We start from the raw sequence: 23,275 nt of genomic DNA, 5'->3' as shown, positions 1-23,275 counted from the left end.
TCACCTTGCTTATTTGCCCAACCGGCCATTGGCGGCGATAAGCTGCCGATACCAGTCAAAACTGCGTTTTTTGATGCGCCGCAGATCCTTAAGATCCCGTTCTCCGCGGTTCACGTAGATAAATCCATAGCGCTTGGCGTAACCCTGATGCGTACTGACGACGTCAATCGCCGCCCACGGGCAGTAACCGAGCAGCTCGACGCCATCGTTGATCGCCAGCCGCATCTGTTCGACATGCTGCCGCATGAATTCAATGCGATAGTCGTCGTCGATGGTCTCATCCGCCCGCAATTCATCCGGCGCGCCAATGCCGTTCTCCGTGATGAGTATCGGCAGGTGATAGCGTTCGAAGGTCTTGCGCAGCGTTAAGCGCAGGCCAACCGGATCGATCACCCATCCGTAGCGCGTCTTGCCGACAAACGGGTTTTCCGCCGCACGATACACGCCCGGTTCGCCGAGCATGATTTGCTGATCGCCGGCGCGTGCGCTCACGTCTGCACCGTCGCCGCGGCTGGCGGCGATCGTGGCGGTGGAATAGTAATTGATCGCCACATAATCCGGTCGTGCCGCCAACAGCAGCGCCGCATCCTCCGGCTCCCTGTCCGGCGCCCACCCCCGATCCTCAAGGTAACGCCAGGCCAGGGCGTTGTAGCGGCCATGCACCGCCACATCGAGAAAACTCCAACAGCGCAACGTCTCCCAGTTGTGGGCGGCAATGGCATCCAGCGGATTGCAGGTCTCCTGATACATCGAGGTGGTATTGATCGCCGGGCCAATTTTCCCGCCGGGACAGCGCTGATGGCATAATGCCATGACTTTGGCCTGAGCGACCAACATATGATGACTCTGCTGATACAGCGTCCGTTTGTCAGGCAACGCACCGCCTTTGGGCGTGCCGATAGCGCCGGGGTGCAGGATCATGGTGTTCTGTTCATTGATGGTGAGCCAATACTTCACCCGATCGCCGAAGGCGTCGAACAGCACGCCGGCGTAAGTGACAAAAGCCTCGATGGTGGCGCGATTGGACCAGCCGCCCTGCTGCTCCAGCACATAAGGCAGATCGAAATGATACAGCGTCACCACCGGCTCGATGCCGTGCGCCAGCAATTCGTCGATCAACTGCCGGTAAAACGCCAGCCCCGGCGCATTGACTTCGCCGACGCCATCGGGCAACACGCGCGTCCACGCAACCGAAAACCGGTAGGCCTTTAACCCCAGTTCTGCGAACAGCTTCACATCCTCGCGAAAGCGATGATAGTGATCGCTGGCCACCGTAAAATCCGCCGTGCCTGCGGGATGTTCAAGCATATCGACGATCGACGGGCTTTTTCCGTCTTCATTCCATGCGCCCTCCACCTGATAGGCGGAAGTCGACGCGCCCCAGAGAAACTCGGCGGGAAAATCGTGCAAGCGTTGATAAATCATGCCGGCTCCTTATTGGCCTTCAGCGCCATAATCGTCTCACCGGCATGAACGCCATGCGGCTTAGGTAACACCTGAACCTGAAACGCTTCGCTGTTGACGATCAATACCGGCGTCGTCAGATCGAAGCCCAATGCGGCGATCGCGCCGATGTCAAAACGCACCAGCTCGTCGCCGGCCTTCACGCGATCGCCAATCTGCAGTCCGGAGTCAAAGTGTTGGCCACCCAGGTTTACCGTGTCGATGCCGATATGCAGCAACAGCTCCGCACCGTTGTCCCCCTTGATGCCGACCGCATGTTTTGACGGCAGGAAAGTCACGATCTCGCCGTCCAGCGGCGCACGCAGCACCCCTTCCGACGGTATGATCGCCATGCCCTGGCCCAACAAGCCCTGTGAGAAGACGTCATCGTTGACCTGATCCAACGTCACGGCTTTGCCAGTCAGCGGGCTGAAAACCGGCGATATCTCGTCGGCCGCCACCTGAGTCACTTCGTTCGCCTCCTCGACCGGATCGTCGAAGCCAAGGATCCAGGTCAGGGCAAAGGTCACGACGATGGCAATGGCGCAAGTGATCAGCGCATGCACGATATTCATCGGGTTCTCACCGATAAACGCCGGCAAAGCAGCCAGGCCAGGAGAAACGAAGGCATAGCGCACCAACCCGCTCAACCCGGCGTAAATGCCGGCGCAGCCACCGCCGATCATCGCTGCGATCAACGGCTTGCGCAGTTTCAGCGTCACCCCATACAGCGAGGGTTCAGTGATCCCCAACAACGCGGTAAAACCGGCGGAGGACGCCAACTGGCGCAAATTCGTGTTCTTGGTGCGGAATGCCACACATAGCGTCGCCGCACCTTGCGCAATATTGGACGCCAACATGCCCGGCCCGTTAATCATCTCAAAACCATTCTTGGTCAATTGGCCGGTGGCGATCGGTGTCATCGCCCAGGCGGTGCCGGTGATCACCAAAAATGGCTGCAGCCCGCCCATCAACATAGGAATCAGCCAGCTAGCCCTACCATCGACGATCGCCGCACCGGCGGCCACCATGTCATTGAGGAAAATGCCGAACGGCCCGACCACCACCAATGCCAGCGGCGCGGTGACCAGCAGCACAATCATCGGTTTGGTGAAGAACTTGATCATCGTCGGCGAAACCTTCTCGGCAAACCGCTCGATATAGGACATCAGCCACACGGTAAAAATGATCGGCAACACCGAGCCGGCATAATCCGCCAGCCGCACCGGCATGCCGAGAAAATCAATCGCGGTGCCTGCCGCCAGCATCTGAGCCAGATTAGGGTGCAGCAACGCGCCGGCGAGGGTCATCGCCAGGATGGGATTGCACTCGAATTTTATCGCGGCACCGTAAGCCAACAGCACCGGCAGGAAGAAAAACGCCGCATCGGCGACGGTATCCAGCAATCGATAGGTCGTGCCGGCGGGATCTATCGCCCCGGCCAGCTTGAGGATCGCCAGCAGTGCCTTGATCATCCCCGCGCCGGTAATGGCCGGGATCACCGGGGTAAAGGTCGTGGAAATCACGCTGATAATCCGTGACACCACGCCACCTTTCGGCTGCTGCTTTTGAGCGCCGGTTTGCGGCTGGCCAATCTCCTTTTGCAGCACGCGGAACGTTTGCTGCACGTTATTGCCGACCACGATCTGAAACTGGCCGCCGCGCACCACCACGCTGATAACGCCCGGCAGGGCTTCAATCGCCTTCGAATCCACTTTAGCGTCGTCGTTGAATTCCATACGCAAACGGGTCGCGCAGTGTGTCAGCTTGCTGACGTTGCCTTTACCGCCGACCCGCGCCAATATTTCTAAGCCAAGTTTCTGATAGTCCATCGTTTTCCCCAGTAAAATGCAAAAAAAAAGACCAAAATGGAAATGCGCCTCGTCACAAGGAGAAGTGCATTCCTATTTTGGTCTTGCCTGCTTTAGCAGTAACACGCCGCAATAAAAATGGTGTGCGGTCTTCTCGACCGCGCTAAAAGTATCACCATACTCGCGAATACTCGGCAATAGCCATACGTCAGCGTTGTGAAAGGCGTCACGATTTAGCGTAAACGCACTGCAATGTCGCCGCTGCACGCTTTTTGCGCACACCCATAGCGCAACCGGAAGGAAATAACCCAAAATAATGCGCTTTATTGTCACTTTGTTTATTTAATTACAGGGGAAGATTAATTCAGATCCATGACTATTCAACTTCCGGGCAATTAATTAAACCTGCACTCACTTAGTAACAAACGCAAACAAATAAGCGCCTACGCAATACATTCCAGCCGCTAGGATTTAAGGGTCACAGCCTATTCCCGCCGATGACAAAAAATCATTTCAATGGCGATCGCGCCTTCCCCGTCGCCTGCTGCTGCAGGCGCACGGTTTATATTGGAGAAAATGCTATGCTATCGCGTCGTGATATATTGAAAGTCTCCGCCGTCAGCGCGGCCGCCGCCGGCATGATCGGCGGCATCGCCAAAAATGCCGCTGCCGACGACCATCGTAATATCGTGCCTCCCAGCAGCTATCAGCCGCCTGCCGATGCGCAGCATCTCTATAAATACAAATTCACCGACAGCAAAAAACGCAGCCTGCCCAACGGCTGGGCACGCGAAGCCACCGTCGAGCAATTCCCGATCTCCGAAGGCGTGGCGGGCGTCGACATGACGCTGGAGCCGGGCGGCGTGCGCGAACTGCATTGGCACGCCATCGCCGCCGAATGGGCATTCATGCTGGAAGGCCATGCGCGCATCACCATCCTCGATCCCGAGGGAAAATGTGAGGTGGCGGATTTCGGCCCCGGCGACGTCTGGTATTTCCCGAAAGGCTATGGCCATTCCATTCAGGCGCTGGCGGACGGCGCGCATTTTATTCTGGCATTCGATAACGGGCATTTCTCCGAATTCGGCACCTTCAGCATCACCGACTGGGTGGCGCATATGCCGAAAGAGGTATTGGAAAAAAGCGTCGACATGCCGGCGGCGGTATTTTCCAAGGCCAAACAGGGTGAAGCTTATATTGTCGGCGGCGCCGTCCCGCCCACATTACCATTGCCGAAAAACGACGGCGGATTAAATAATGCCCCGCTGACCCACCGCTATGAATTAATGAAGCAAAAGCCGTTCTTTGAAAATGACGCCGGCAGCGTCCATTTGGTGTCGTCGAAAGAATTTCCTATTTCCACCACCATGACCGGCATCATCGAGATCGTGAAACCCGGCGCGATCCGGGAATTGCACTGGCACCCCAACGCCAACGAATGGCAATACTATATTGCCGGCAAAGGCCGGATGACGGTGTTCAGCTCGCACGGCCACGCGCAGACGGAAGAGTACGTCCCTTCAGACGTCGGTTACGTGCCGCAGGGCTTCGGCCATTACATCGAGAACATCGGCGATGAGGATTTGAAGGTGTTGATCGTGATGGACAACGGCATTTATCAGGATATTTCGTTGTCCGACTGGCTGGCGAAAACCCCGGCTTACCTGCTGGCGGACAACTTCAATAATCAGGTTGAGGACTGGCAGGATAGACCGAAAGACAAACGGGTGATGTCGCGGCGCAGCCGCTGACGCCGCGGCGAGGGAGAATCTCCCTCGCCGCTTTCTTTACTACTTGCGCTGCTCCGCCACCTGTTTGGCGGTGACCTTGCCCTGTTTGTCGCCGAAATGGCCGACCACGAAGTTGGCGACCGCCGCCACTTCCTCGTCGGAATAGGCGCTGCCGAACGACGGCATCATCTCATGCCGCTCGCCGACGCTGATGCTCGTCCCCTTCAGGATAGCCTGCACCACGCTGCGCCCCTGCGGATCGTTCACCGCCGTGCTGCCCACCAGCGACGCGTACTCGCTCTGGCGGCCCGGCCCGTTCCACTGGTGGCAGCCGCTGCAGTCGTTGGCGAACATCCGCCGCCCGAGCGAGCTGTCTTGCCCGCCCGGCAGGATCGGGGTGGAAGCCCCCGCGCCCTTCGGCTGCAGATTCACCGCAGCGGCGCCATCGCCGGCAATCGGTTCGATGTCGCGCAGGTATTTCACCAGCGCCAGATTATCTTCCGGCGTCAGGAACTGCAGGCTGTTTTCCACCGCTTCCGCCATCGGGCCGGCGGCGCTGCTGCGCCCCGGCGCATGGCCGGTGGCCAGATATTGCGACAGCTGCTGGTCGCTCCAGCCGCCGATGCCGGTCTGTTTGTCCGGCGTGATGTTGGCGGCGAACCAGCCCTGCACCACTTCACCGCTCAGGTGCTTGCTCTGGTTAAGACCAAACCCCAGATTGCGCGGCGTATGGCACTCGCCGCAGTGGCCGAGCGCCGTCGCCAGATAGGCACCGCGATTCCACTGTTCATCCTTGTTGAGATCCGGCGCGAAACGCTGCTCCTGGAAGAACGCCAGGTTCCAGAATTTCATGCCCCAACGCTGGTTGAACGGGAACGACAGCTCGTTTTGCGGGTTGGCCTGTTTCACCGGCGGCAGACTGAACAGATAATCCTTGATCGCCAGCACGTCATCGCGGCTCAGTTCGGTGTACGAGGTATAAGGCATCGCCGGATACAGGTTGCCCTGTGGGCCGATGCCCTCACGCACCGCGCGTACGAACTGATCGTCGCTCCAGTTGCCGATGCCGGTTTCCTTGTCAGCGGTGATGTTGGTGCCGTAAATGGTGCCGAACGGCAACTTGAAGGCGAAGCCGCCTGCATAAGGCGCGCCGCCCGGCGCGGTGTGGCACGCCACGCAGTCGGCGGCACGCGCCAGGTACTCGCCGCGCGCCAGTTTGTCGGTGATGCCGGCCGGCGCCCCGGCGATCGGCGCCGCAGGCTCAGCGCCGGTGGGCCGCAGCAGCGTATACAGCGCGTATCCTCCCGCCAACACCACCACGGCGATAATCAGCCATAACAGCCCTTTCAAGGCATTGCTCATCGCATCTCTCCCTAACCCAACGCCTTGGCGGCCTGGTGGATGGCGGCGCGAATGCGCACATAGGTGGCGCAACGGCAAACGTTGCCGCCCATCGCCGCGTCGATGTCCGCATCGCTCGGGTTCTTGCTTTGCGCCAGCAGCGCGCTGGCGCTCATGATCTGGCCGGACTGGCAGTAACCGCACTGCACCACGTCCAGATCAAGCCAGGCTTCCTGCACCGCCTTGCCTTCCGGCGTGGCGCCCACGGCTTCGATGGTGGTGATTTTTTTGCCGACGGCGGCGGAGACCGGCGTCATGCATGAACGCACCGGCACGCCGTCCAGATGCACGGTACAGGCGCCGCACATGGCGATGCCGCAGCCGAATTTGGTGCCGGTCAGGCCGGCTTCGTCACGCAAAAACCACAGCAGCGGCATGTGCGGATCGCCCTCGAAGGTCAGCGGCTGCTCGTTTACGGTTAATTGAATCATCAGGTTCTCTCCTTGTCAGACGCCGGATTCGCAGTGGGATTATGCAGCGGCAGGCTCAGCGAGGTGCGCGGCCGCCCGAGCAGCGCCAGCGCGTTGCCAACTGCCGGGGCAATGGTCGGCACCCCCAGCTCGCCCACGCCGGTCGGTTTCTCGGTCGAGGGCACAATGATCACCTCGATCTCCGGCATCTCATCGATGCGCAACGGGCGGAAGTTATTGAAGTTGGACTGTTCGACCACGCCGTCTTTCAGCGTGATATTGCCGTACAGCGCCAGGCTCAGGCCGTAACCGATGCCGCCCTCGATCTGCGCGCGGATCACGTCGGGGTTCACCGCCACGCCGCAATCCACCGCGCACCACACTTTATGCACTTTCGGGATGCCGCCTTCGCCGATCGACACCTCGGCCACCTGCGCCACATAGGTGTCGAACGCCTTGGCGACGCCCACGCCGCGCGCGCGTCCGTCTACCACTTTAGCGCCCTGCCAGTCAGCGGCTTTCGCTACCGCCCGCAGCACGCCCGCCGCGCGCGGCGCATCGCCCATCAGCGCCAGCCGCCCTTCGACCGGATCCTGGCCGGTTTCCTGCAACAGCTGATCGATAAAGCTCTCCACCGCGTGGCCGGTGTGGGTGCTGGCGACCGACCGCAGCGAGGTGGTCGGCACCTTGCCGGGCACGATATGCGCATCGCAGCGGAAGGCTTCGAAGGTGTATGAGACCTCGCTGGCGCCTTCGACCATCATCTGATCGAGGCCGTTGACCACCAGCGCATCCATCGCGCTGTGGCGCGTCCAGGAGTGACCGACCACGGTATCGGTCCAGCCCACCACCTTGCCGCCCCGAATGGCCCCGCGCAGGCGGTGCAGGATCATCGGGCGATACCAGCCGTTGCGGATGTCGTCCTCGCGCGTCCACACCACCTTCACGCCGTGGCCGGGGCCGATGCCCTTGGCCGCCGCCGCCATGTCGGCCGCCAGATCCGGCCCCAGCGTCGGGTTGCCTAAATCGATGCGCCGGCCGAAGCTGCCGCCCGCCAGAATGGTTTCAATCTGTACCTTGTCCGGCGGCAACTCGAACAGATCGCACAGCTGCTTGTGGTCGAGCGTTTGGATTTGGCAGCCGTAGCGCGCCTTGACGCTCTCGCCGTCCCAGAACAGATAGCCGTCCAGCGGCTCCATCGGCGCGTGCGCGACGTACGGGAAGGTGTATTCGGCCTCGATCACCTTGTCGGCCTTGTCGAACACCTCGTCCGGCTTGCCAAGACTCTTCGCCACCACGCCGGTTTTCTGCGCCACCTGACGGAATTCGGCGTAGATTTCCTCGGTGTTGCGTCGCTCCGCCTGCGCGTCGTCCCAGGTGACCCGCAGCCGGTCCCGCCCCTGGATCGCCGCCCAGGTATTGTTGGCGTAAACCGCCACGCCGGTGGTAACCTGTTTCACCGCCACCACGCCCGGTACCGCCAGCGCGCGTTCGGCGTCAAACGTCGCCACCTTGCCGCCGAAACGCGGCGGTTTTTTGATGGTGACGGTCAACATGCCCGGCTCGTGGATATCCTGCGAGAACTGCGCGCTGCCGTTGGTTTTCGCCAGCGAATCGACGCGGTGCAAACCGCGCGTTTTGCCGATCAGGGTGAAATTGGCCGGATCCTTCAGCGTCAGGCTGGCGGGATCGGGCGGCGGCAGCGTGGCGGCCAGCGCGGCGAATTCGCCGAAGCCCGCTTCGCGCCCGCTGGCGGCATGGCGGATCTTGCCCGCCTGCACGGTGATTTCCTGCGCCGAGGTTTTCCAGCTCTGCGCGGCGGCCTGCACCAACAGCGCGCGCGCCATGGCGCCCATGCGCCGCATTTGCTCATAGGCATTGGCCACCGAGCTGGAACCGCCGGTGCCCTGGAATCCGAAGGCCAGGTTTTTGTAGACATTGGTGTCCACCGGCGCGGCCACGACCCGCACCTGTGCCCAGTCGGCATCGAGCTCTTCGGCGACCAGCGTCGCCATGCCGGTATAGACCCCCTGGCCCACTTCGGTGTGTTTACTGATGACGGTGACGACGCCGTCGGCGCCGATCTGAACGAAGGCGTTGGCGTCTAACGCCGCCGCGCCGGAGGCGATCGGGGCAGCCGAACGCGCCAGCGCGCCGGTGGATGGCAGATAGGCGCCGATCACCAACGCCCCGGCGCCGACGATAAACCGCCGCCGCGAAAGCGGAACTTGGGATATGCTCATTGCTCATGACTCCAAAAAAACCGAAGGTGTCACTGCCTTCGGCGAAACAAATCTTGTTATGGGAATGGCTTGTTGCGCCCGTCAGGTGATATAGCGCAACAGAGCAATAATTAGCGTAGCCTATTATCCAGTAGACTTAATGTTGAAGAGGGTTTTTCTATTGGAGAATCGTGCGGTGCGGGCAGGCACCCGCACCGGGGTCAACTCTGCGTCGTCGCCAGATAGGAAAATACGCAGAGCAGGTTGATTTGCGCCGCCATGTTGTCGCTGTCGAAGGCCACGGTCAGCGCGTCCTGGCGCTCCACGCCAGGCACCAGGCTGAACAGATCCGCCAGCACCGGTTTGGCCGCCATCAGCGTCAGCCGGTAAGGCGGCATAAAACGGCGCTCCACCGGCAGTCTGGCGCCCTGGCGCACCTGTTGCATCGCCCGCTCGCGGATCTCCGCCCGCGCCCGCTGTGGGCTGAGCGATTCGGCGGCGGTTTGCGAGAGGGCGCGTTTTACGCAAACATAGCCAGATTGCGGATAACGTTCAGCGATCCAACGTTGCAGCTCGTCGTCACCGCTCACCAGCCACAACGGCACGTTCAACTCCGCCGCCATCGCCGCATACAGATCGCTTTCGCCTACCACTTCGCCGTTCAGGCTGACGCGATAAAAGGCCCGACCGTTGATGGTATGCGCCAGCACGCCGCGTTCGCCGGCGGCGCTGTGATAACCGATGCACATCAGGCCGTCGTAACGTTGATGCTGCAGCCCTTCCACCATCGACAGCCCGCGCGGTTTGCCCTGCACCAGGCGCGCCCGCGCATCAATGCGGTCGGCGCGCAGATTCTGCATCATGGCGTGGCTGTCGGCCACCGTCACCTCGGTAGCGCCGCCGGCGAAAGCGCCGTCGATGGCGGCGTTGACTTCCTGCTCCATCAGCTCGCGCGCCGCCGCATAGTCGGCATGGGCCGGGTTGCACTGCTCCGGCCGCATCACGCCGGCAATACCCTCGATATCCGCAGAGATAAAGACTTTCACATCACACTCCCGTTATTCAATTTGCCGCCAGCCGATCGAGCAGCGGGCCCAACGCCATACGCGCGTGCTGCTGGAAACCGCTGACGCCCTCGGCGCTCAGCAACGCATCCAATACTGCGTATTCGGTGGCATCCGCGGCAGCCGCAAACAGCGGCTCCAGCCGTTCGTCCGGCAGCGTGGCCCCCAGCAACCGGGTGGAGAACGCCAGCGCGATGTCGCCGGAGCCGTGCCCCCAATGGCTGCCCACCCGCCCCAGACCCGCGCCCGCTCGGCGGGCGATACGGTTCAGTTGCCGGCTGTCCAGCGCCCGATCGCAGGCGATGATGATAATGACCGAACCGGCGTCCACCTGCGGCGGTGGGTCCGCCAGCAGCTTGCCCAGCGCCGGGCCGACGCGCACGCCGCTCAGCGTCAACGAGTCGAGGGTACCGAAGTTGGCCAGCACCAGCACGCCGAGCGTGGTGCCAAGCCCCGGGCAATAACGCGAGGCGGTGCCGATGCCGCCCTTCAGGCCGAAGCTGCTCATGCCGCGCCCGGCGCCGACGCTGCCGCGCGCAAAGCGGGTGGAATGGTTATCCAGCGCGCTGAAGACGTGCTCCTCACGCACCGCCATCGCCTGAATATCGTTGAGGTAGCCGTCGTTGCACTCCAGCACCAGCGGGTTGATGGTGGCGCTGCCGCGGCCGATCTGCGGGTAGCGCAAGCAGCTGCGCCGCACCATGGCGTTGAACAGCGTGCCGACGGCGAAGGTGTTGCTCAGCAGGATCGGCGTTTGCAACTCCCCCAGCTCATTCAATTGCACCAATCCCAGCGGCTTGGCGAAGCCATTGAGCACCGCGCTGCCGCACGGCAACGGTTGGTTGAACAGATCGCCCGGCGGCACGATGGCGGTGACGCCGGTCTGGCATTCGCCGTCGGCCAAGGTGTGATGCCCGACGCTGACGCCCGGCACGTCACACAGGCTGTCTGTCGGCCCGGCCGGATAGCGCGCGCCCGGCAGGCGGCGATGGCGCCGCCAATAGCTCAGCAGATTGTCGAGGCTTTGTTGTTCAAACACCTGGCTGTCAATCATGGTTCCCTCATCCGCCGTTAGCCCATCAGAAAACCAGAATATCGCGCAATGCGCCGCGCCGTAAATTGAAAGCGGAAGCGGGCAGCAAAAATCGCCTTGCCCCATCGCCGTTCAGACCCACTCGCAGGGCATCGAAGACACCCTGCTGCGTTATCAAGATCTGGTGCTGAAGGCACGCAAACGCTGCGACGTGGCGCACGGCAAAGACATGGCTATCACCCACGGCGGGTATGAAGACTGAAGAGCGAAATCGGCAAACGCATTCTCGCCGGCATGTGGGAGACCATTTTGGGCGGCCCGCAGGCCTGAGCCTTATTGGGTTTTTAGCGGGCAATCGGATAGTATAAAAAAATGAATGATTCAAAACTGGATTATGGCTCAATTGAATAAATAAACCATGACCATAACAATGACGCAAACAGAGCAAAACAATAAATCACCGGAAAAATTTCTCAATGAGTCCAAATAGTCATTGCTGTTCTTATTTAGTTGGTTAATGGCATCATTTTCGTTCTCAGCTTCTACTTCAATATGATGCTTTCTGAACCCTTTCTGCTTCATATCTTTAATTATTTCTCGTGTAACCACTTCCTTTCTCTGCACCCTTGATTCATCGCTCTTTATAAAAACAACATATTTATTCATCACATACCCCATAAAAGCACAGAATTTTACTTCTGTGCTGGGATTGCAGCTGTTAATTAGCGTTTGGTTCTGGATTCTCTGGCCTCTCTCGGTCCAGTGCCATTGCCGCCATAACCATTTCCTGTAGAACTGCCATTCCCCAGAAACCACTGGCGCAGGAACCGCTGTCATAAGGGCTATTTTTTGACAAGAATGACTGAAGGTGTATTCTCACTGCTGAAAATAATCATATTGGGATAAAATCCAGAATAATATACCGAACCTAATTACACGCAGATGCTATCGATTCAATTAATTGAATCGCCAAATAATCTCAACACCCAAGATTAATAACCCAATAAAGAAGAGGCGACGGAACAGCTGCGGGCGACAATGACGACGCACCCTCTCCCCCAGCCACATGCCGGCAAGCGCCGGCAACAGCGCCAACAGCGAACCGCCGAGCAACGCGCCGGGCAGCGCCTGATGCCAGGCTAATCCGGCGGCCAGCGCCAGCGTCGAGACGGTGAACGACAGCCCCAGCGCCTGCACCAGATCGTCACGCGCCAGGCCCAATGCGTTCAGATAGGGCACCGCCGGTATGACGAATACGCCGGTGGCGCCGGTCAGCACGCCGGTCACCAGGCCGCACAGCGGCCCCAGCCAAGGCTCTGCCGTGGCGGAAACGCGCCAGTCGAAACGGGTGAATCCCAACAGCGCATAGCCGATCAGGCAAACGCCCAGCGCCAGCGGCGCCAGGCGGCCGTCGGTAGCGGTGAGCGCGCCGGCGCTCAGCAACGTGCCCAGCATGACGCACAGCATCATCGGCCAGAGCCGCCGGCACAGCGCCCCCAACCGCGGCCCGCACAGCAACTGCCACAGGTTGGTGATTAGCGAGGGCAACAGCAGCAGCGCGGCGGCCTGCCCCGGCGGCATCATCAGGCTGAGCAACCCCATCGACACCGTCGGCAACCCCAGACCGATCGCCCCTTTGACCGTGCCGGCCAGCGTAAAAATGCCCGTCAGGGCGATAATCTCGAGTAACGTCAGCGACATGCGTCTATCCTTATGGCGAATCAACGGCTCGATTGTGGCCAGCGCCGCGCCGCAGCACAATGCGGCAATGGCAGAGCCTGCCTGCGGCAAAGACAGAGGAAGAACGCATGCATTTTGACTTTATCGATCTGCGGCTGTTGGTGGCGGTGCTCGAAACCGGCAGCATCACCGCCGGCGGCGAGCGCGTCGGGCTGTCGCTGGCCGCCGCCAGCGCCCGCATGCGCGGGCTGGAACAACAGGCCGGCGTGGCGCTGTTGACGCGCAATCCGCGCGGCGTCCAGGCGACGCCCGCCGGTGAGCGCCTGTTGCAACACGCGCGCGTGCTGCTGCAACAGCGCGACCGGCTGCGGGGTGATATGGCCGAGTTCGCGCCGGGCCAGCGCAGCCAGCTGCGCATCGTCGCCAATACCGTCGCCGCCGACGCTTTTCTGCCGGAGCTGTTGGCGGATTTTCTGGTGCTGCACCCGCACACCGACATCGCGCTGGAGGAGCTGCCCAGCCCGGCCATCGCGCTGGCGATCGCCGAACGGGCGGCGGATATCGGCATCGTGGCGGACCACGCCGATCTGCGTGGGCTGGCAAGCTACCCTTTTCGCCAGGATCGTCTGGTGCTGGCGCTGCCGCCAGGGCATGCGCTCAGCGGCCGCCGCTCGCTCAGCTTTGCGGACGCCCTGCCTTTTGATTTCATCGGCCTGCCGGAAGAGAGTGCGCTGCAACAGCATCTGGAACAGCTGGCGATACGCAGCGGCGGCCCGATGCGGCTGCGGGCGCGTGCGGCTCATTTCGACGCCATCTGCCGCATGGTGCTGCGCGGCGCCGGGCTGGCGGTGGTGCCGGAAGAGAGCGCCCAACGCCATCCGGAGATCCGACACGGCGCCCTGCCGCTGACGGACGAGTGGGCAACCCGGCGTCTGTCAATCGCGGTGCGTGACCTGGCGCAGCTGCCGCTGCCGGCGCAGCGGCTGGTGGCGTTCCTGCGCCAAGCCTGAGGCGGCTCAGTGCGTGCCCGGCTCTGCGCGCAGCCGCGCCACCTGAGCCTCCACGTCGCGCCAGGCCGGTTTGTCGCCGGCATAGCGTTGGCGCAGATAATTCACCAGCGCCGTCACCTGCCGATCGGAAAAGCTGTCCTTAAAGCCCGGCATAAAGCCCAATTCGGCGGTGGCCGGCTTGGGGATCCCTTGCAGGATCACCTTGATCAGGTTATCGGGGCGATCGCTGAAGATATTGGTGTTATTGGCCAGATCCGGGCTGACGCCGAACAGCTGCGGCCCGCCGGCGGCGGCGCTGTGGCAGGCCTGGCAAGCGCCCTGGAACAACCGCTCGCCCGCCAGTTGACCCGCAGGCAACGCGCGGGCCGCCAACTGCGCCTGCGGTTCCACATTCAGCGTCGCCTTGGCGCTCAGCGACATCACATAGTTGGCCATCGCCCGCAGATCGCTCTGCGGCAACGTCGCCAGTTCGCTGACCACCGGCCCCATAGGCCCGGCCGCCACGCCGTGCTCGGCGGAATGCCCGGTGCGGAAGTACTGAAACAGCTGCTCCTCAGTCCAGGGCTTGTCCGCATTGGCCAATTGATTCAGCGCCGGCGCTTCCCACCCGTCCACCATCCCTCCCGCCAGGAAGGCCGCGCCGCCCTTTTCCGCCCCCAGCAGATTACGCGGCGAATGGCAGGCGGCGCAGTGGCCAAGGCCGTTGACCAGATAGGCGCCGCGGTTCCACTGCGCGCTTTGCTGCGGATCGGGTTGATATTCCCCCTGGCGCAGGAATAGCCCGTTCCAGCCCGCCATCAGCGGCCGCAGGTTAAACGGGAAGCGCATCTGATTGGCCGGATTGCTCTGGCGCACCGCCGGTTGCGACATCAGATAAGCGTACAGCGCCTGCATGTCGCCGTCGGTCATTTTACTGAAGGCGGTGTAAGGAAATGCCGGATAGAGGTGGCGGCCATCGCGGGCGATGCCCTGACGCATCGCCCGATCGAATGCGGTAAACGACCAGTTGCCGATGCCGGTTGCCACGTCCGGGGTAATGTTGGTGCTGTAGAGCGTGCCGAACGGCGTCGCCATCGCCAACCCACCGGCGTTGGTCGCCCCTTCCGACGCGGTATGGCAAACCGCGCAGTCTCCGGCGGCGGCCAACTGACGGCCGCGCTCCAGCGTGGCGGCCGACCAGGTGCCGGCGCCAGGCGTCGCCACCGGCGCGATCTCCGTCCGCCATGGCAAGGCGCTGCCGGCGATGCCCAGCACCGCGCCGAACAGCCCCGCCGCGCCGCCGAACCACCATTTACCGCGTTTCTTTTTCTTGGGCGGCGCGTCCTGCCGCTCGGCATCCGGCCCGTTCAGGGCCTCACGCAGCTTGTCCGAGGTGATCGGCAGCTCGCGAAAACGAATGCCGGTGGCGTCGAACACCGCGTTGGCGATGGCCGCCGCGCTGGGCACCGACGCCGACTCCCCGGCGCCCAGCGGCGGATCGTAAGGGCGCGGCATCATCACCACGTCCACCTCCGGCACCTCCGGGAAGGTCAGGATCGGGTAAGCCCCCCACTCTTTGGCGGAGACCGTCGATTCCTCAAAGGTCACGCGCTCTTTCAACACCCGGCTGGTCGATTGCAACACGTTGCCATGGATTTGGTGACGCACGCCGTCCGGGTTAACCATCATGCCCGCGTCGTGGCCGACCACGATGCGCGTTACCGCCACTTCGCCGCTGGCTTTGTCGATCGCCACGTCAGCCACCCAGGCGGCCCAGGCCGCGCCAAAGCCGGGAAACTTGCTGTGGATGTAACGGGCATAAGCAAAGCCGCGCCCGCGCAGCACGCCGTCTTCCGCCGGGGTCTGCATCGGTTCGGTATGCGGCGTCCAGCCGGCGCGTTCTGCGGTGCTGCGCATCAGTTCACTGGCGCGTTCATCATGGATGTAGCGCAGCCGATACTCCAGCGGATCGACGCCGGCGGCGTGGGCCAGCTCATCGATATAAGACTCGTGGGCGAAGGTGTTGGGCAAGGCGGAAACGCCGCGCATCCAGGAGGCGCGCACGATCGGCGCCATGTCCTCGATGCTGACGCGCAGCGACGGATATTCGTATGGCGGCACCGAGGTGCGGTCGCCCATTTCATAGGCCACCGGCAGCGGTTCGACGCGGCCGGTCAGCAACAGCGCCAGCGTCGGCGCGCCGTTGGAAGGATAATAGGTGCGAAAATCGTAGGCGACCGGGTGCCCGGCGGCGTCCAGCCCGCCGTCCACCTCCATCAGTTGCGCCGTGCCCTTCGGTTCCCACACATGCTCTTGCTCGCGGGTCAGCTGCACCCGCACCGGCCAGCCCACCGCCCGCGACAGCAGCGCCGCGTCGGCGCAGACGTCATCGGCGCAATTGCGGCCATAGCAGCCGGCCGCCTCCATGCGAACGATCTCGATCTGCGCTTCCGGGTATTCCAGCAGCCAGGCCAGATCGGCGCGCAGCAGGTGCGGATTCTGGCTGCCTGACCAGACCTGCAGGCGCTCCGGCCGATAGTCCGCCAGCGCGCAGGAAGGGCCTATCGAGGCATGCAGCTGATACGGCCACAGGTAGCTGCGGGTGAAGCGCCTGTCGGCCGCCGCCAGCGCCGCGTCCACATCGCCGGTATCGTGCACCACCCGGGTCGAGTGCGGATTGTCGCGCAGCGCCTGCGCCACGTCGGTCATCTGCGGCAAATTGCGGCGCCAGTCTTTCCAACTGACCTGCAGCGCCTGTGCCGCCTTGATCGCCTGCTCTTCGCGCTCGGCGACGATGCCGATGAAATCGCCGATCACCACCAGTTTGACGATGCCGGGAATATGCGCGATCGAGGTTTCGTCCACCGCCAGCAGGCTGGTGCCGACAAATTCGCCGCTGTCGTAGCCGGCATAGGGCGGCCGCACCACCCGGCCGTGCAGCATGTTCGGCAGGCGCATATCGTGTACGTAGGTGGTTTCGCCGGTCGCCTTGGCCGGAATATCGACGCGCGCGGTGCTGGTGCCCACCAGGCGATACTCCGCCTGCGGTTTCAGCGGCGCGTCGCCGGAAATCGACAGCTCGACATGACCGCCGGCCACCAGCTCGGCGTAGCTGAGCGCCTGCCCCTGCGGGCTGCGGATCACGCCCTCCTCCAGCGTCAGCTGTTCCACCGGCGCATCGAAGCGCTGCGCCGCCTGGCGCAACAGCCAACGGCGCGCTTCGGCGGCGGCGTTGCGCAGCGGCACGGCGGAGATCTGCAGCGTGGCGCTGGCGATGGTGGCGCCCTGATTCGGCGCGCGTTCGGTATCGCCCAACACCATTTGCACCTGATCCATGCGCAGGTACAGCTCTTCGGCGACGATCTGCCCGAGCGCGGTGCGCACGCCGGTGCCAAGATCGACATGGCCGTTAAAGGCATAGATTTCGCCGCTGCCGCACAGGGCGATAAACAGCCCCTGCTCTTTGGGCTTCAGCACCGGCGTTTGCCCTTTGGGCACCAGTCCCGGCGGCGGTTGCACGCTGTCGACGATCAGCAGCACGCCGTCGCGCTGCAGCAAGTCGGCCTGGCTCGGCGATGGGACACGGGAATCAGTCATGGGCGTGGGCGTCCTCATCGCGGCAGAGAATGATGGCGCGCTGAACCGCACGCAGGATTTCGAGATGGGTGCCGCAGCGGCACAGGTTGCCGGACAGCGCCTGACGGATCTCCGCCTCGCTCGGGGCGGGATTACGATCCAACAGGGCTTTGGTGGTCATGATCATGCCATTGAGACAGTAGCCGCATTGCGCCGCCTGCTCTTCGATAAAGGCACGCTGCACCGGGTGCGGGCGCTGGCGATCGCCAAGGCCTTCCAGGGTCACGATCGCCCGGCCGGACACGCCGAGCGCCGGGATCACGCAGGAGCGCGCCGCCACGCCGTCGATCAACACGGTACACGCACCGCATTCGCCCAGGCCGCAGCCGTACTTCGGGCCGTTGAGCGCCAGATCGTTGCGCAGTACCAGCAAGAGCGGCGTATCCGCCATCACCTGCGCATGAAGCTGTTCGCCGTTCACCGACAGCATCAGCGGATGCTCCGTCAGCGTGGTTTTCGCGCCATCCCTGAGCGATTGCACTTCAGATATCGCCATTGTTCGCGTCTCCGCCTGCACGTGATGATCTTATGGGCTGGCCTCTCGCCACCGACCACCAGGCAACCGACGTTGCGCGGGCGAATCAGCCGGTGGGCGGATCTTCCAGCATTTTATTCAGCAGGAATATCAGCGCTATCCGTTCGGCCGGGTTCAGCGTACCGAACGTCAGTTCTGTGATTTTCGCCGCCTGCGGCACCGTTTCCGCCAGCAGCGCGCCGCCGGCGTCGGTGAGGCCGACCACCACCTTGCGCCGATCGATCGGATCCGGCGTTACCGTGATCAGATCGCGCGCCTTCAGCCGTTCGACGATGCCGCGGATGGTGGCCTGATCCACCGCCGTCACCTGCACCAGCTCGGTCAGCGAGCTCGGCCCCATATCGCGCACCGCGCACAGGGTGATGAACTGCACCGCCGTCAGCTGCGAATCGCCGACGTTTTGCTGGAAAATCGCCACGTGGCGCTGATAAACCTTGCGCAGCAGGTGCCCGACTTGCTCGGTAAAATGATAATTTTCAGGTTGGCCGCTCACGGCTGACGGGTATTCGGGGGGCGTCATTGCGTTACTCTCACCATCTATGGAATCCACGAGAATAGTACAAACCCCCGCCGTTGGCAGCAACGATTACGCCCGGCGCACGCGCGACGCCTCCGGCGCTACCACTTCACCGTCCGCCACCACCGTTTGCCCGTCGAGGCGAATGTCGCAGCGGCGCAGCGCGATATCCATATGGCAAGGCGTTTTGCGCGTGCCGCCCACTTCGGTGTTCGGCCCGGTGGAGAACAGGAAGTTGCCGTAGAACGCGCGCGCGTCCATGCACATGCCGTCGTTCTTGTCGTGCAGACCCATCGCCGTCCACTGGGCGCGCGGCTGCAGACCCCAGCCGATGTGCGAGATGCCGTACACCTCCGGATCGTCGAAGTATTTCATGTATTCGCGCAGGTATTCCGCCTCGAAGCCGCCGTGAATGCGAGTAACGAACCCTTGTTCGATCTCCAGCGTGATGCGTTCACGCGCATAGCTTTTGAACGGCAGCAAGATATCGCCGACCTCCAGCACCAGCACCCCTTCCGCCTGCTCCTCATTCGGCCAGGTGAACAGGAAACCGCTCGGCCAGTGATCCCAGCGCCCCGGTTCATCGGCATAGCCGTACTCGGTCACCGTCGGGTATTGCCCCAGCGGCGCGCGGAAATCGCTGCCGGCGGCGGAGGTCACCTGCATCAGCTTCGCCTGCTCCAGCACGGCGGCGGCGGCCAGCACCCGCGCCTTGTCCTCCGCGTTGGGCAACATGCGCGCCAGCACCTCCGGCGGCTCCACCGCCAGCAGGATGCGGGTGCCAGTTTTCAGGATCTGTTCCTGCTCCGGCGAATGCAGCAGCATCATGGTATCGACGATCAGGTCGGCGGCCTCCAGCGCACGCTGCGCCGCCAGATTGCCGGTCAGCGCGGTATCGCCGCAATAGGCGGTCATGTCGTTGCCCATCGCTCGCGGATGGTTGAACGCCGGCAGTTCGACGGCATACACCTTGGCGCCCAGCCGCAGCGCTGCGTCGGTCGCGGCGCGCACCGTGCGCGCATCGGAATAATGGCTTTTCAAAATCGCCACGCTCTGCGAAGCATCGACCTTCGACAGCGTAAGCACCTGCTCGAACAGCTGTACCAACTGGGTTTCATTGACCGCCATGGCCTGTCTCCTGTCTTGTCAAGGGTGACCGACGCCCGCAAGGCGGCGGTGATTTTTCAAACAATTTAAAGTGAACACACTCATTTCATCTAAGTCAAAAAAGCAAAGGAAAGCAAGCTGCGAATATCCACCATAAGAAAGTCCTATTTCATCCCGCATCAATCCTGTGATTAACATGAGTTTAACAGTAATACGCCGTCAATTAGCGTGAGCGAGATCTGATTTAACACTTTTGCAACTTTGCGTTATCTAGCGCATACACTATAAATCGATCGTCCAGCCACGCGTTGGGCCTACGCTGAAAAAAGCCAACAGACAGGGGAAACATGATGAGCAAACAACCACGCATCGCCGTCGTCGGCGCCGGGCTGGGGGGCGCCGCCGCCGCCGGGCTGCTGCAAAAAGCCGGCTTTACCGTCGATCTGTATGAACAGAGCCCGGCGTTCTCACGCCTTGGCGCCGGCATTCACATGGGGCCGAACGTACTGAAGATTTTCCGCCGTCTCGGTATTGAGCAGCGGTTGGAGCAGATGGCGTCTCATCCCGATTTCTGGTTCAGCCGCGACGCCGAAAGCGGCGACTACCTGTCGCGCATCGAACTGGGCGCCTTCGCCCGCCGGGAGTACGGCGCCGCCTATGTGACGGTGCACCGCGGCGATTTGCAGGCGTTGCAGCTCTCCGCGCTGCAGCCCGGCACCCTGCACTTCGGCAAATGCCTGAGCAAAATTGAAGATCGCGGTGACGAGGTGGTGCTGAACTTCGTCGACGGCACCTCGGCCCACGCCGACATCGTGATCGGCGCCGACGGCATCAATTCGCGCATTCGTGAGCACCTGCTGGGCGCTGAAGCGCCGACCTACAGCGGCTGGGTGGCCCACCGCGCGCTGATCCGCGGCGAGAAGCTGGCGAAATACAACCTGACGTTCGAAGACTGCGTGAAGTGGTGGTCGGCGGATCGCCATCTGATGGTCTACTACACCACCCAACGGCGCGACGAGTATTACTACGTCAGCGGCGTGCCGCACCCGGCCTGGGATTTCCAGGGCAGCTTCATCGACAGCAGCCGCGAAGAGATGTTCGAGACCTTCGCCGGCTACCACCCGATCGTGCAGGCGCTGATCGAATCCAGCGAGCAGGTCACCAAATGGCCATTGCTGAACCGCAAACCGCTGCCGCTGTGGAGCGAAGGCCGCCTGGTGCTGCTCGGCGATGCCTGCCATCCGATGAAACCGCACATGGCGCAGGGCGCGGCGATGGCGATCGAAGACGCCGCCATGCTGACCCGCTGCCTGCAGGAAACCGGCCTCGGCGACTACCGCACCGCCTTCCAGCTGTATGAAGCCAACCGCAAGGAGCGCGCATCAAGGGTGCAGGCGGTGTCCAACGCCAACACCTTCCTGCGCACCCAGGAAGATCCTGCCTGGGTCTACGGCTATGACCTGTACGCGCAAGCGCTGAAATCGGAGAACGCCGCATGAGCACCTTCCTCTACGGCGCCCACGTTCACGCCAACGACATTCGCCAACACTATCTGCGCTACGGCGGCCACGGCCCAGCGCTGATCCTGGTCCCCGGCATCACCAGCCCGGCGATCACCTGGGGCTTCGTCGCCGAGCGGCTGGGGGAAAAATACGACGTCTACGTGCTCGACGTGCGCGGCCGCGGTCTGTCGTCCAGCGGCCCGGAACTGGCTTATGACGCAGAGACCTGCGCACAGGACGTCAACGCCTTCGCCGCCGCGCTGAACCTGGGCAGTTACGCCCTGCTCGGCCATTCGATGGGCGCCCGCTTCGCCCTGCGCGCCGCCGCTCTGCAGCCCGCCGGCGTGCGGCGGCTGGTGCTGGTCGATCCGCCGGTTTCCGGCCCCGGCCGCCGCGCCTATCCCGGCCAATGGCCGTGGTACGCCGACTCCATCCGGCAGTCGCTGCCGGGCATGAGCGCCGAGCAGATGCGCGCCTTTTGCCCAACCTGGAGCGAAGAGCAGCGCCGGCTGCGCGCCGAGTGGCTGCACACCTGCTACGAGCCGGCGATCCAACGCGCCTACGACGATTTTCATCAGGTGGACAGCCACCGTGACTACCCGCTGCTGACCATGCCGACGCTGCTGATGGCCGCGGGCAAAGGCGGCGTCATTCAGCCCGAAGACCGGGCAGAGATCCGCGCGCTACAGCCGGAGATCGCCATCGTCGAGGTCGAGAACGCCGGACACATGATCCCGTGGGACGATTTCGACGGCTTCTTCCGCGCCCTGGGCGATTTTCTGGATTAACTGAGGAACACCGACATGAGCAACCACTACCGCATCGGCCAGATCGTGCCCAGCTCCAACACCACAATGGAAACCGAGATCCCGGCGATGCTGGGCGCGCGCCAGCTGATACGCCCGGAGCGTTTCACTTTTCACTCCAGCCGCATGCGCATGAAACACGTCAATAAAGAAGAATTGGCGGCGATGGACGCCGAGTCCGATCGCTGCGCGCTGGAGCTGTCCGACGCGCGGGTCGACGTGCTCGGCTACGCCTGCCTGGTGGCCATCATGGCGATGGGGCTGGGCTATCACCGCGAATCGCAGGCCCGGCTGGCGCAGGTGACGAAAGACAATCAGGCCGCCGCGCCGGTTATCAGCAGCGCCGGCGCGCTGGTCAACGGCCTGAAGGTGATCGGCGCCAAACGCATCGCGCTGGTGGCTCCCTACATGAAACCGCTGACCCAGCTGGTGGTGGACTACATCCAGCACGAAGGCATCGAGGTCAAGGTGTGGCGCGCGCTGGAGATCCCGGACAACCTCGACGTCGGCCGGCACGATCCGGCCAGGCTGCCGGGGATCGTCGCCGAGATGGATTTACGCGAGGTCGATGCTATCGTGCTGTCCGCCTGCGTGCAGATGCCTTCGCTGCCGGCCGTCCCGACGGTGGAGGCCCAAACCGGCAAACCGGTGATCACCGCCGCCATCGCCACCACTTACGCGATGCTGACCGCGCTGGAGCTGGAACCGATCGTTCCCGGCGCCGGCGCCCTGCTGTCCGGCGCCTATTGAGGAGGCAGAATGAACGACACCCTCAGCGACAACTACCGCGGCGTCTGGGGCCAGCGCATCGGCTTCGGCCGGCGCCCGGCGCTGCTGGCGATCGATTTTATGCAGGCCTACACCACCGAAGGCGCGCCGCTGTTCGCGCCGGGCGTGGTGAGCGCGGTCGAGGAAAGCCGCGAGCTGCTGGCCTGCGCGCGCCGAACGGGAATTCCGGTGATCCACACCCATATCCGCTATCATGCAGGCCATTTTGCCGATGGCGGCCTGTGGGTGAAGAAAGCGCCGGTGATGAAAGACATGGTGGCGGGCAACCCGCTGGCGGCGTTCTGCCCGCCGGTGGTGCCGCTGGCCGATGAGGTGGTGCTGAGCAAGCAATACGCCAGCGCCTTCTTCGGCACCGCGCTGGCGCCGCTGCTGGTGGCGCAAGGGATCGACACGCTGCTGATGATCGGCTGCTCCACCAGCGGCTGCATCCGCGCCAGCGCAGTGGACGCGGTGCAGCACGGCTTCCGCGCCATGGTGGTGCGCGAGTGCGTCGGCGATCGTCACCCCGGCCCGCACGAAGCCAACCTGTTCGACATCGACAGCAAATACGGCGACGTGGTGCACAAACGGGAGGCGCTCGACTACCTGAACCGGTTATGA

At 62.8% G+C, this 23,275-nt stretch carries 19 protein-coding genes and 1 pseudogene; 7 read left to right on the top strand and 13 right to left on the bottom strand.

Annotated elements, in window-relative coordinates; genetic code table 11:
• Nucleotides 1–9: 9 nt before the first annotated feature.
• Together GUC32_RS11530 and GUC32_RS11525 are read right to left on the bottom strand one after the other, a co-directional pair.
• On the bottom strand, nucleotides 10–1,425 hold the full coding sequence (locus GUC32_RS11530; RefSeq protein ID WP_099816819.1) for a glycoside hydrolase family 1 protein: 1,416 nt from the start codon (nucleotides 1,423–1,425) through the stop codon (nucleotides 10–12).
• On the bottom strand, nucleotides 1,422–3,275 hold the full coding sequence (locus tag GUC32_RS11525) for a beta-glucoside-specific PTS transporter subunit IIABC (protein ID WP_197827676.1): 1,854 nt from the start codon (nucleotides 3,273–3,275) through the stop codon (nucleotides 1,422–1,424). The genes GUC32_RS11530 and GUC32_RS11525 overlap by 4 nt, the downstream gene beginning before the upstream one ends.
• Before the next feature lie 560 nt (nucleotides 3,276–3,835).
• Here GUC32_RS11525 and GUC32_RS11520 point away from each other — a divergent pair.
• Nucleotides 3,836–5,005 (top strand): cupin domain-containing protein, encoded by a 1,170-nt coding sequence (locus GUC32_RS11520; RefSeq protein ID WP_369435735.1) that lies wholly within the window; start codon nucleotides 3,836–3,838, stop codon nucleotides 5,003–5,005.
• Between the two features lie 39 nt (nucleotides 5,006–5,044).
• On the opposite strand, the gene GUC32_RS11515 is transcribed toward GUC32_RS11520, so the two are convergent.
• The 5 genes from GUC32_RS11515 to GUC32_RS11495 form a co-directional block, all read right to left on the bottom strand.
• The gene (locus GUC32_RS11515) at nucleotides 5,045–6,346 is read right to left on the bottom strand and encodes a c-type cytochrome (protein WP_369435734.1); all 1,302 of its coding nucleotides are present in this window, start codon (nucleotides 6,344–6,346) and stop codon (nucleotides 5,045–5,047) included.
• A gap of 11 nt (nucleotides 6,347–6,357) precedes the next feature.
• Nucleotides 6,358–6,816: a (2Fe-2S)-binding protein gene (locus GUC32_RS11510; protein ID WP_025302752.1), complete on the bottom strand. Its 459-nt coding sequence runs from the start codon at nucleotides 6,814–6,816 to the stop codon at nucleotides 6,358–6,360.
• Complete coding sequence (locus GUC32_RS11505; protein ID WP_197827677.1) at nucleotides 6,816–9,038, bottom strand: molybdopterin cofactor-binding domain-containing protein; 2,223 nt, start codon at nucleotides 9,036–9,038, stop codon at nucleotides 6,816–6,818. Before GUC32_RS11505 ends, GUC32_RS11510 begins: the two co-directional genes overlap by 1 nt.
• A gap of 200 nt (nucleotides 9,039–9,238) precedes the next feature.
• Entirely contained in the window at nucleotides 9,239–10,063 is an 825-nt protein-coding gene (locus tag GUC32_RS11500; protein ID WP_164067029.1) for a M55 family metallopeptidase, read from the bottom strand.
• Between the two features lie 16 nt (nucleotides 10,064–10,079).
• Complete coding sequence (locus GUC32_RS11495; protein WP_025302749.1) at nucleotides 10,080–11,135, bottom strand: P1 family peptidase; 1,056 nt, start codon at nucleotides 11,133–11,135, stop codon at nucleotides 10,080–10,082.
• A 103-nt stretch (nucleotides 11,136–11,238) separates the two neighbouring features.
• On the opposite strand from GUC32_RS11495, the pseudogene GUC32_RS11490 reads away from it, so the two are divergent.
• Nucleotides 11,239–11,444, top strand: a pseudogene (locus tag GUC32_RS11490) (monooxygenase); the annotation flags it as partial.
• Nucleotides 11,445–11,513: 69 nt separating this feature from the next.
• Here GUC32_RS11490 and GUC32_RS11485 read toward each other — a convergent pair.
• Both GUC32_RS11485 and GUC32_RS11480 read right to left on the bottom strand, forming a co-directional pair.
• Nucleotides 11,514–11,780 carry a hypothetical protein gene (locus tag GUC32_RS11485; protein WP_043143311.1) on the bottom strand — a complete coding sequence of 89 codons (267 nt, stop codon included), beginning with the start codon at nucleotides 11,778–11,780 and terminating at the stop codon, nucleotides 11,514–11,516.
• Nucleotides 11,781–12,071: 291 nt separating this feature from the next.
• Nucleotides 12,072–12,815, bottom strand: coding sequence for a sulfite exporter TauE/SafE family protein (locus GUC32_RS11480; protein WP_038629294.1), 744 nt, complete (start codon nucleotides 12,813–12,815; stop codon nucleotides 12,072–12,074).
• A 107-nt stretch (nucleotides 12,816–12,922) separates the two neighbouring features.
• Here GUC32_RS11480 and GUC32_RS11475 point away from each other — a divergent pair, with 107 nt between their 5' ends.
• A complete protein-coding gene (locus GUC32_RS11475; RefSeq protein ID WP_164062499.1) occupies nucleotides 12,923–13,804 on the top strand; it encodes a LysR substrate-binding domain-containing protein in 882 nt (293 codons plus the stop codon).
• A 6-nt stretch (nucleotides 13,805–13,810) separates the two neighbouring features.
• On the opposite strand, the gene GUC32_RS11470 is transcribed toward GUC32_RS11475, so the two are convergent.
• The 4 genes from GUC32_RS11470 to GUC32_RS11455 all read right to left on the bottom strand — a co-directional run bounded on the left by GUC32_RS11470 (nucleotide 13,811) and on the right by GUC32_RS11455 (nucleotide 19,599).
• Nucleotides 13,811–17,380 carry a molybdopterin cofactor-binding domain-containing protein gene (locus GUC32_RS11470; RefSeq protein WP_369435733.1) on the bottom strand — a complete coding sequence of 1,190 codons (3,570 nt, stop codon included), beginning with the start codon at nucleotides 17,378–17,380 and terminating at the stop codon, nucleotides 13,811–13,813.
• On the bottom strand, nucleotides 17,373–17,915 hold the full coding sequence (locus GUC32_RS11465) for a (2Fe-2S)-binding protein (RefSeq protein ID WP_025302744.1): 543 nt from the start codon (nucleotides 17,913–17,915) through the stop codon (nucleotides 17,373–17,375). Before GUC32_RS11465 ends, GUC32_RS11470 begins: the two co-directional genes overlap by 8 nt.
• 85 nt (nucleotides 17,916–18,000) lie before the next feature.
• A complete protein-coding gene (locus GUC32_RS11460; RefSeq protein ID WP_043143235.1) occupies nucleotides 18,001–18,474 on the bottom strand; it encodes a MarR family winged helix-turn-helix transcriptional regulator in 474 nt (157 codons plus the stop codon).
• Nucleotides 18,475–18,540: 66 nt separating this feature from the next.
• Nucleotides 18,541–19,599: a 2,5-dihydroxypyridine 5,6-dioxygenase gene (locus tag GUC32_RS11455; protein ID WP_025302742.1), complete on the bottom strand. Its 1,059-nt coding sequence runs from the start codon at nucleotides 19,597–19,599 to the stop codon at nucleotides 18,541–18,543.
• 326 nt (nucleotides 19,600–19,925) lie between these two features.
• On the opposite strand from GUC32_RS11455, the gene GUC32_RS11450 reads away from it, so the two are divergent.
• The 4 genes from GUC32_RS11450 (at nucleotide 19,926) to GUC32_RS11435 (ending at nucleotide 23,275) form a co-directional block, all read left to right on the top strand.
• Nucleotides 19,926–21,077 (top strand): FAD-dependent monooxygenase, encoded by a 1,152-nt coding sequence (locus GUC32_RS11450; RefSeq protein ID WP_033645813.1) that lies wholly within the window; start codon nucleotides 19,926–19,928, stop codon nucleotides 21,075–21,077.
• Nucleotides 21,074–21,868, top strand: a complete 795-nt coding sequence (locus tag GUC32_RS11445) for an alpha/beta fold hydrolase (RefSeq protein ID WP_025302741.1) — start codon at nucleotides 21,074–21,076, stop codon at nucleotides 21,866–21,868. Before GUC32_RS11450 ends, GUC32_RS11445 begins: the two co-directional genes overlap by 4 nt.
• A 66-nt stretch (nucleotides 21,869–21,934) precedes the next feature.
• Complete coding sequence (locus tag GUC32_RS11440) at nucleotides 21,935–22,636, top strand: Asp/Glu racemase (protein WP_170310522.1); 702 nt, start codon at nucleotides 21,935–21,937, stop codon at nucleotides 22,634–22,636.
• Nucleotides 22,637–22,645: 9 nt separating this feature from the next.
• Nucleotides 22,646–23,275 carry an N-carbamoylsarcosine amidohydrolase gene (locus GUC32_RS11435; RefSeq protein WP_149570594.1) on the top strand — a complete coding sequence of 210 codons (630 nt, stop codon included), beginning with the start codon at nucleotides 22,646–22,648 and terminating at the stop codon, nucleotides 23,273–23,275.

It is taken from the genome of Serratia sp. NGAS9, assembly GCF_009905295.1.
Lineage (GTDB): Bacteria > Pseudomonadota > Gammaproteobacteria > Enterobacterales > Enterobacteriaceae > Serratia > Serratia bockelmannii.
This window is presented reverse-complemented; position numbering and strand designations above follow the sequence as displayed.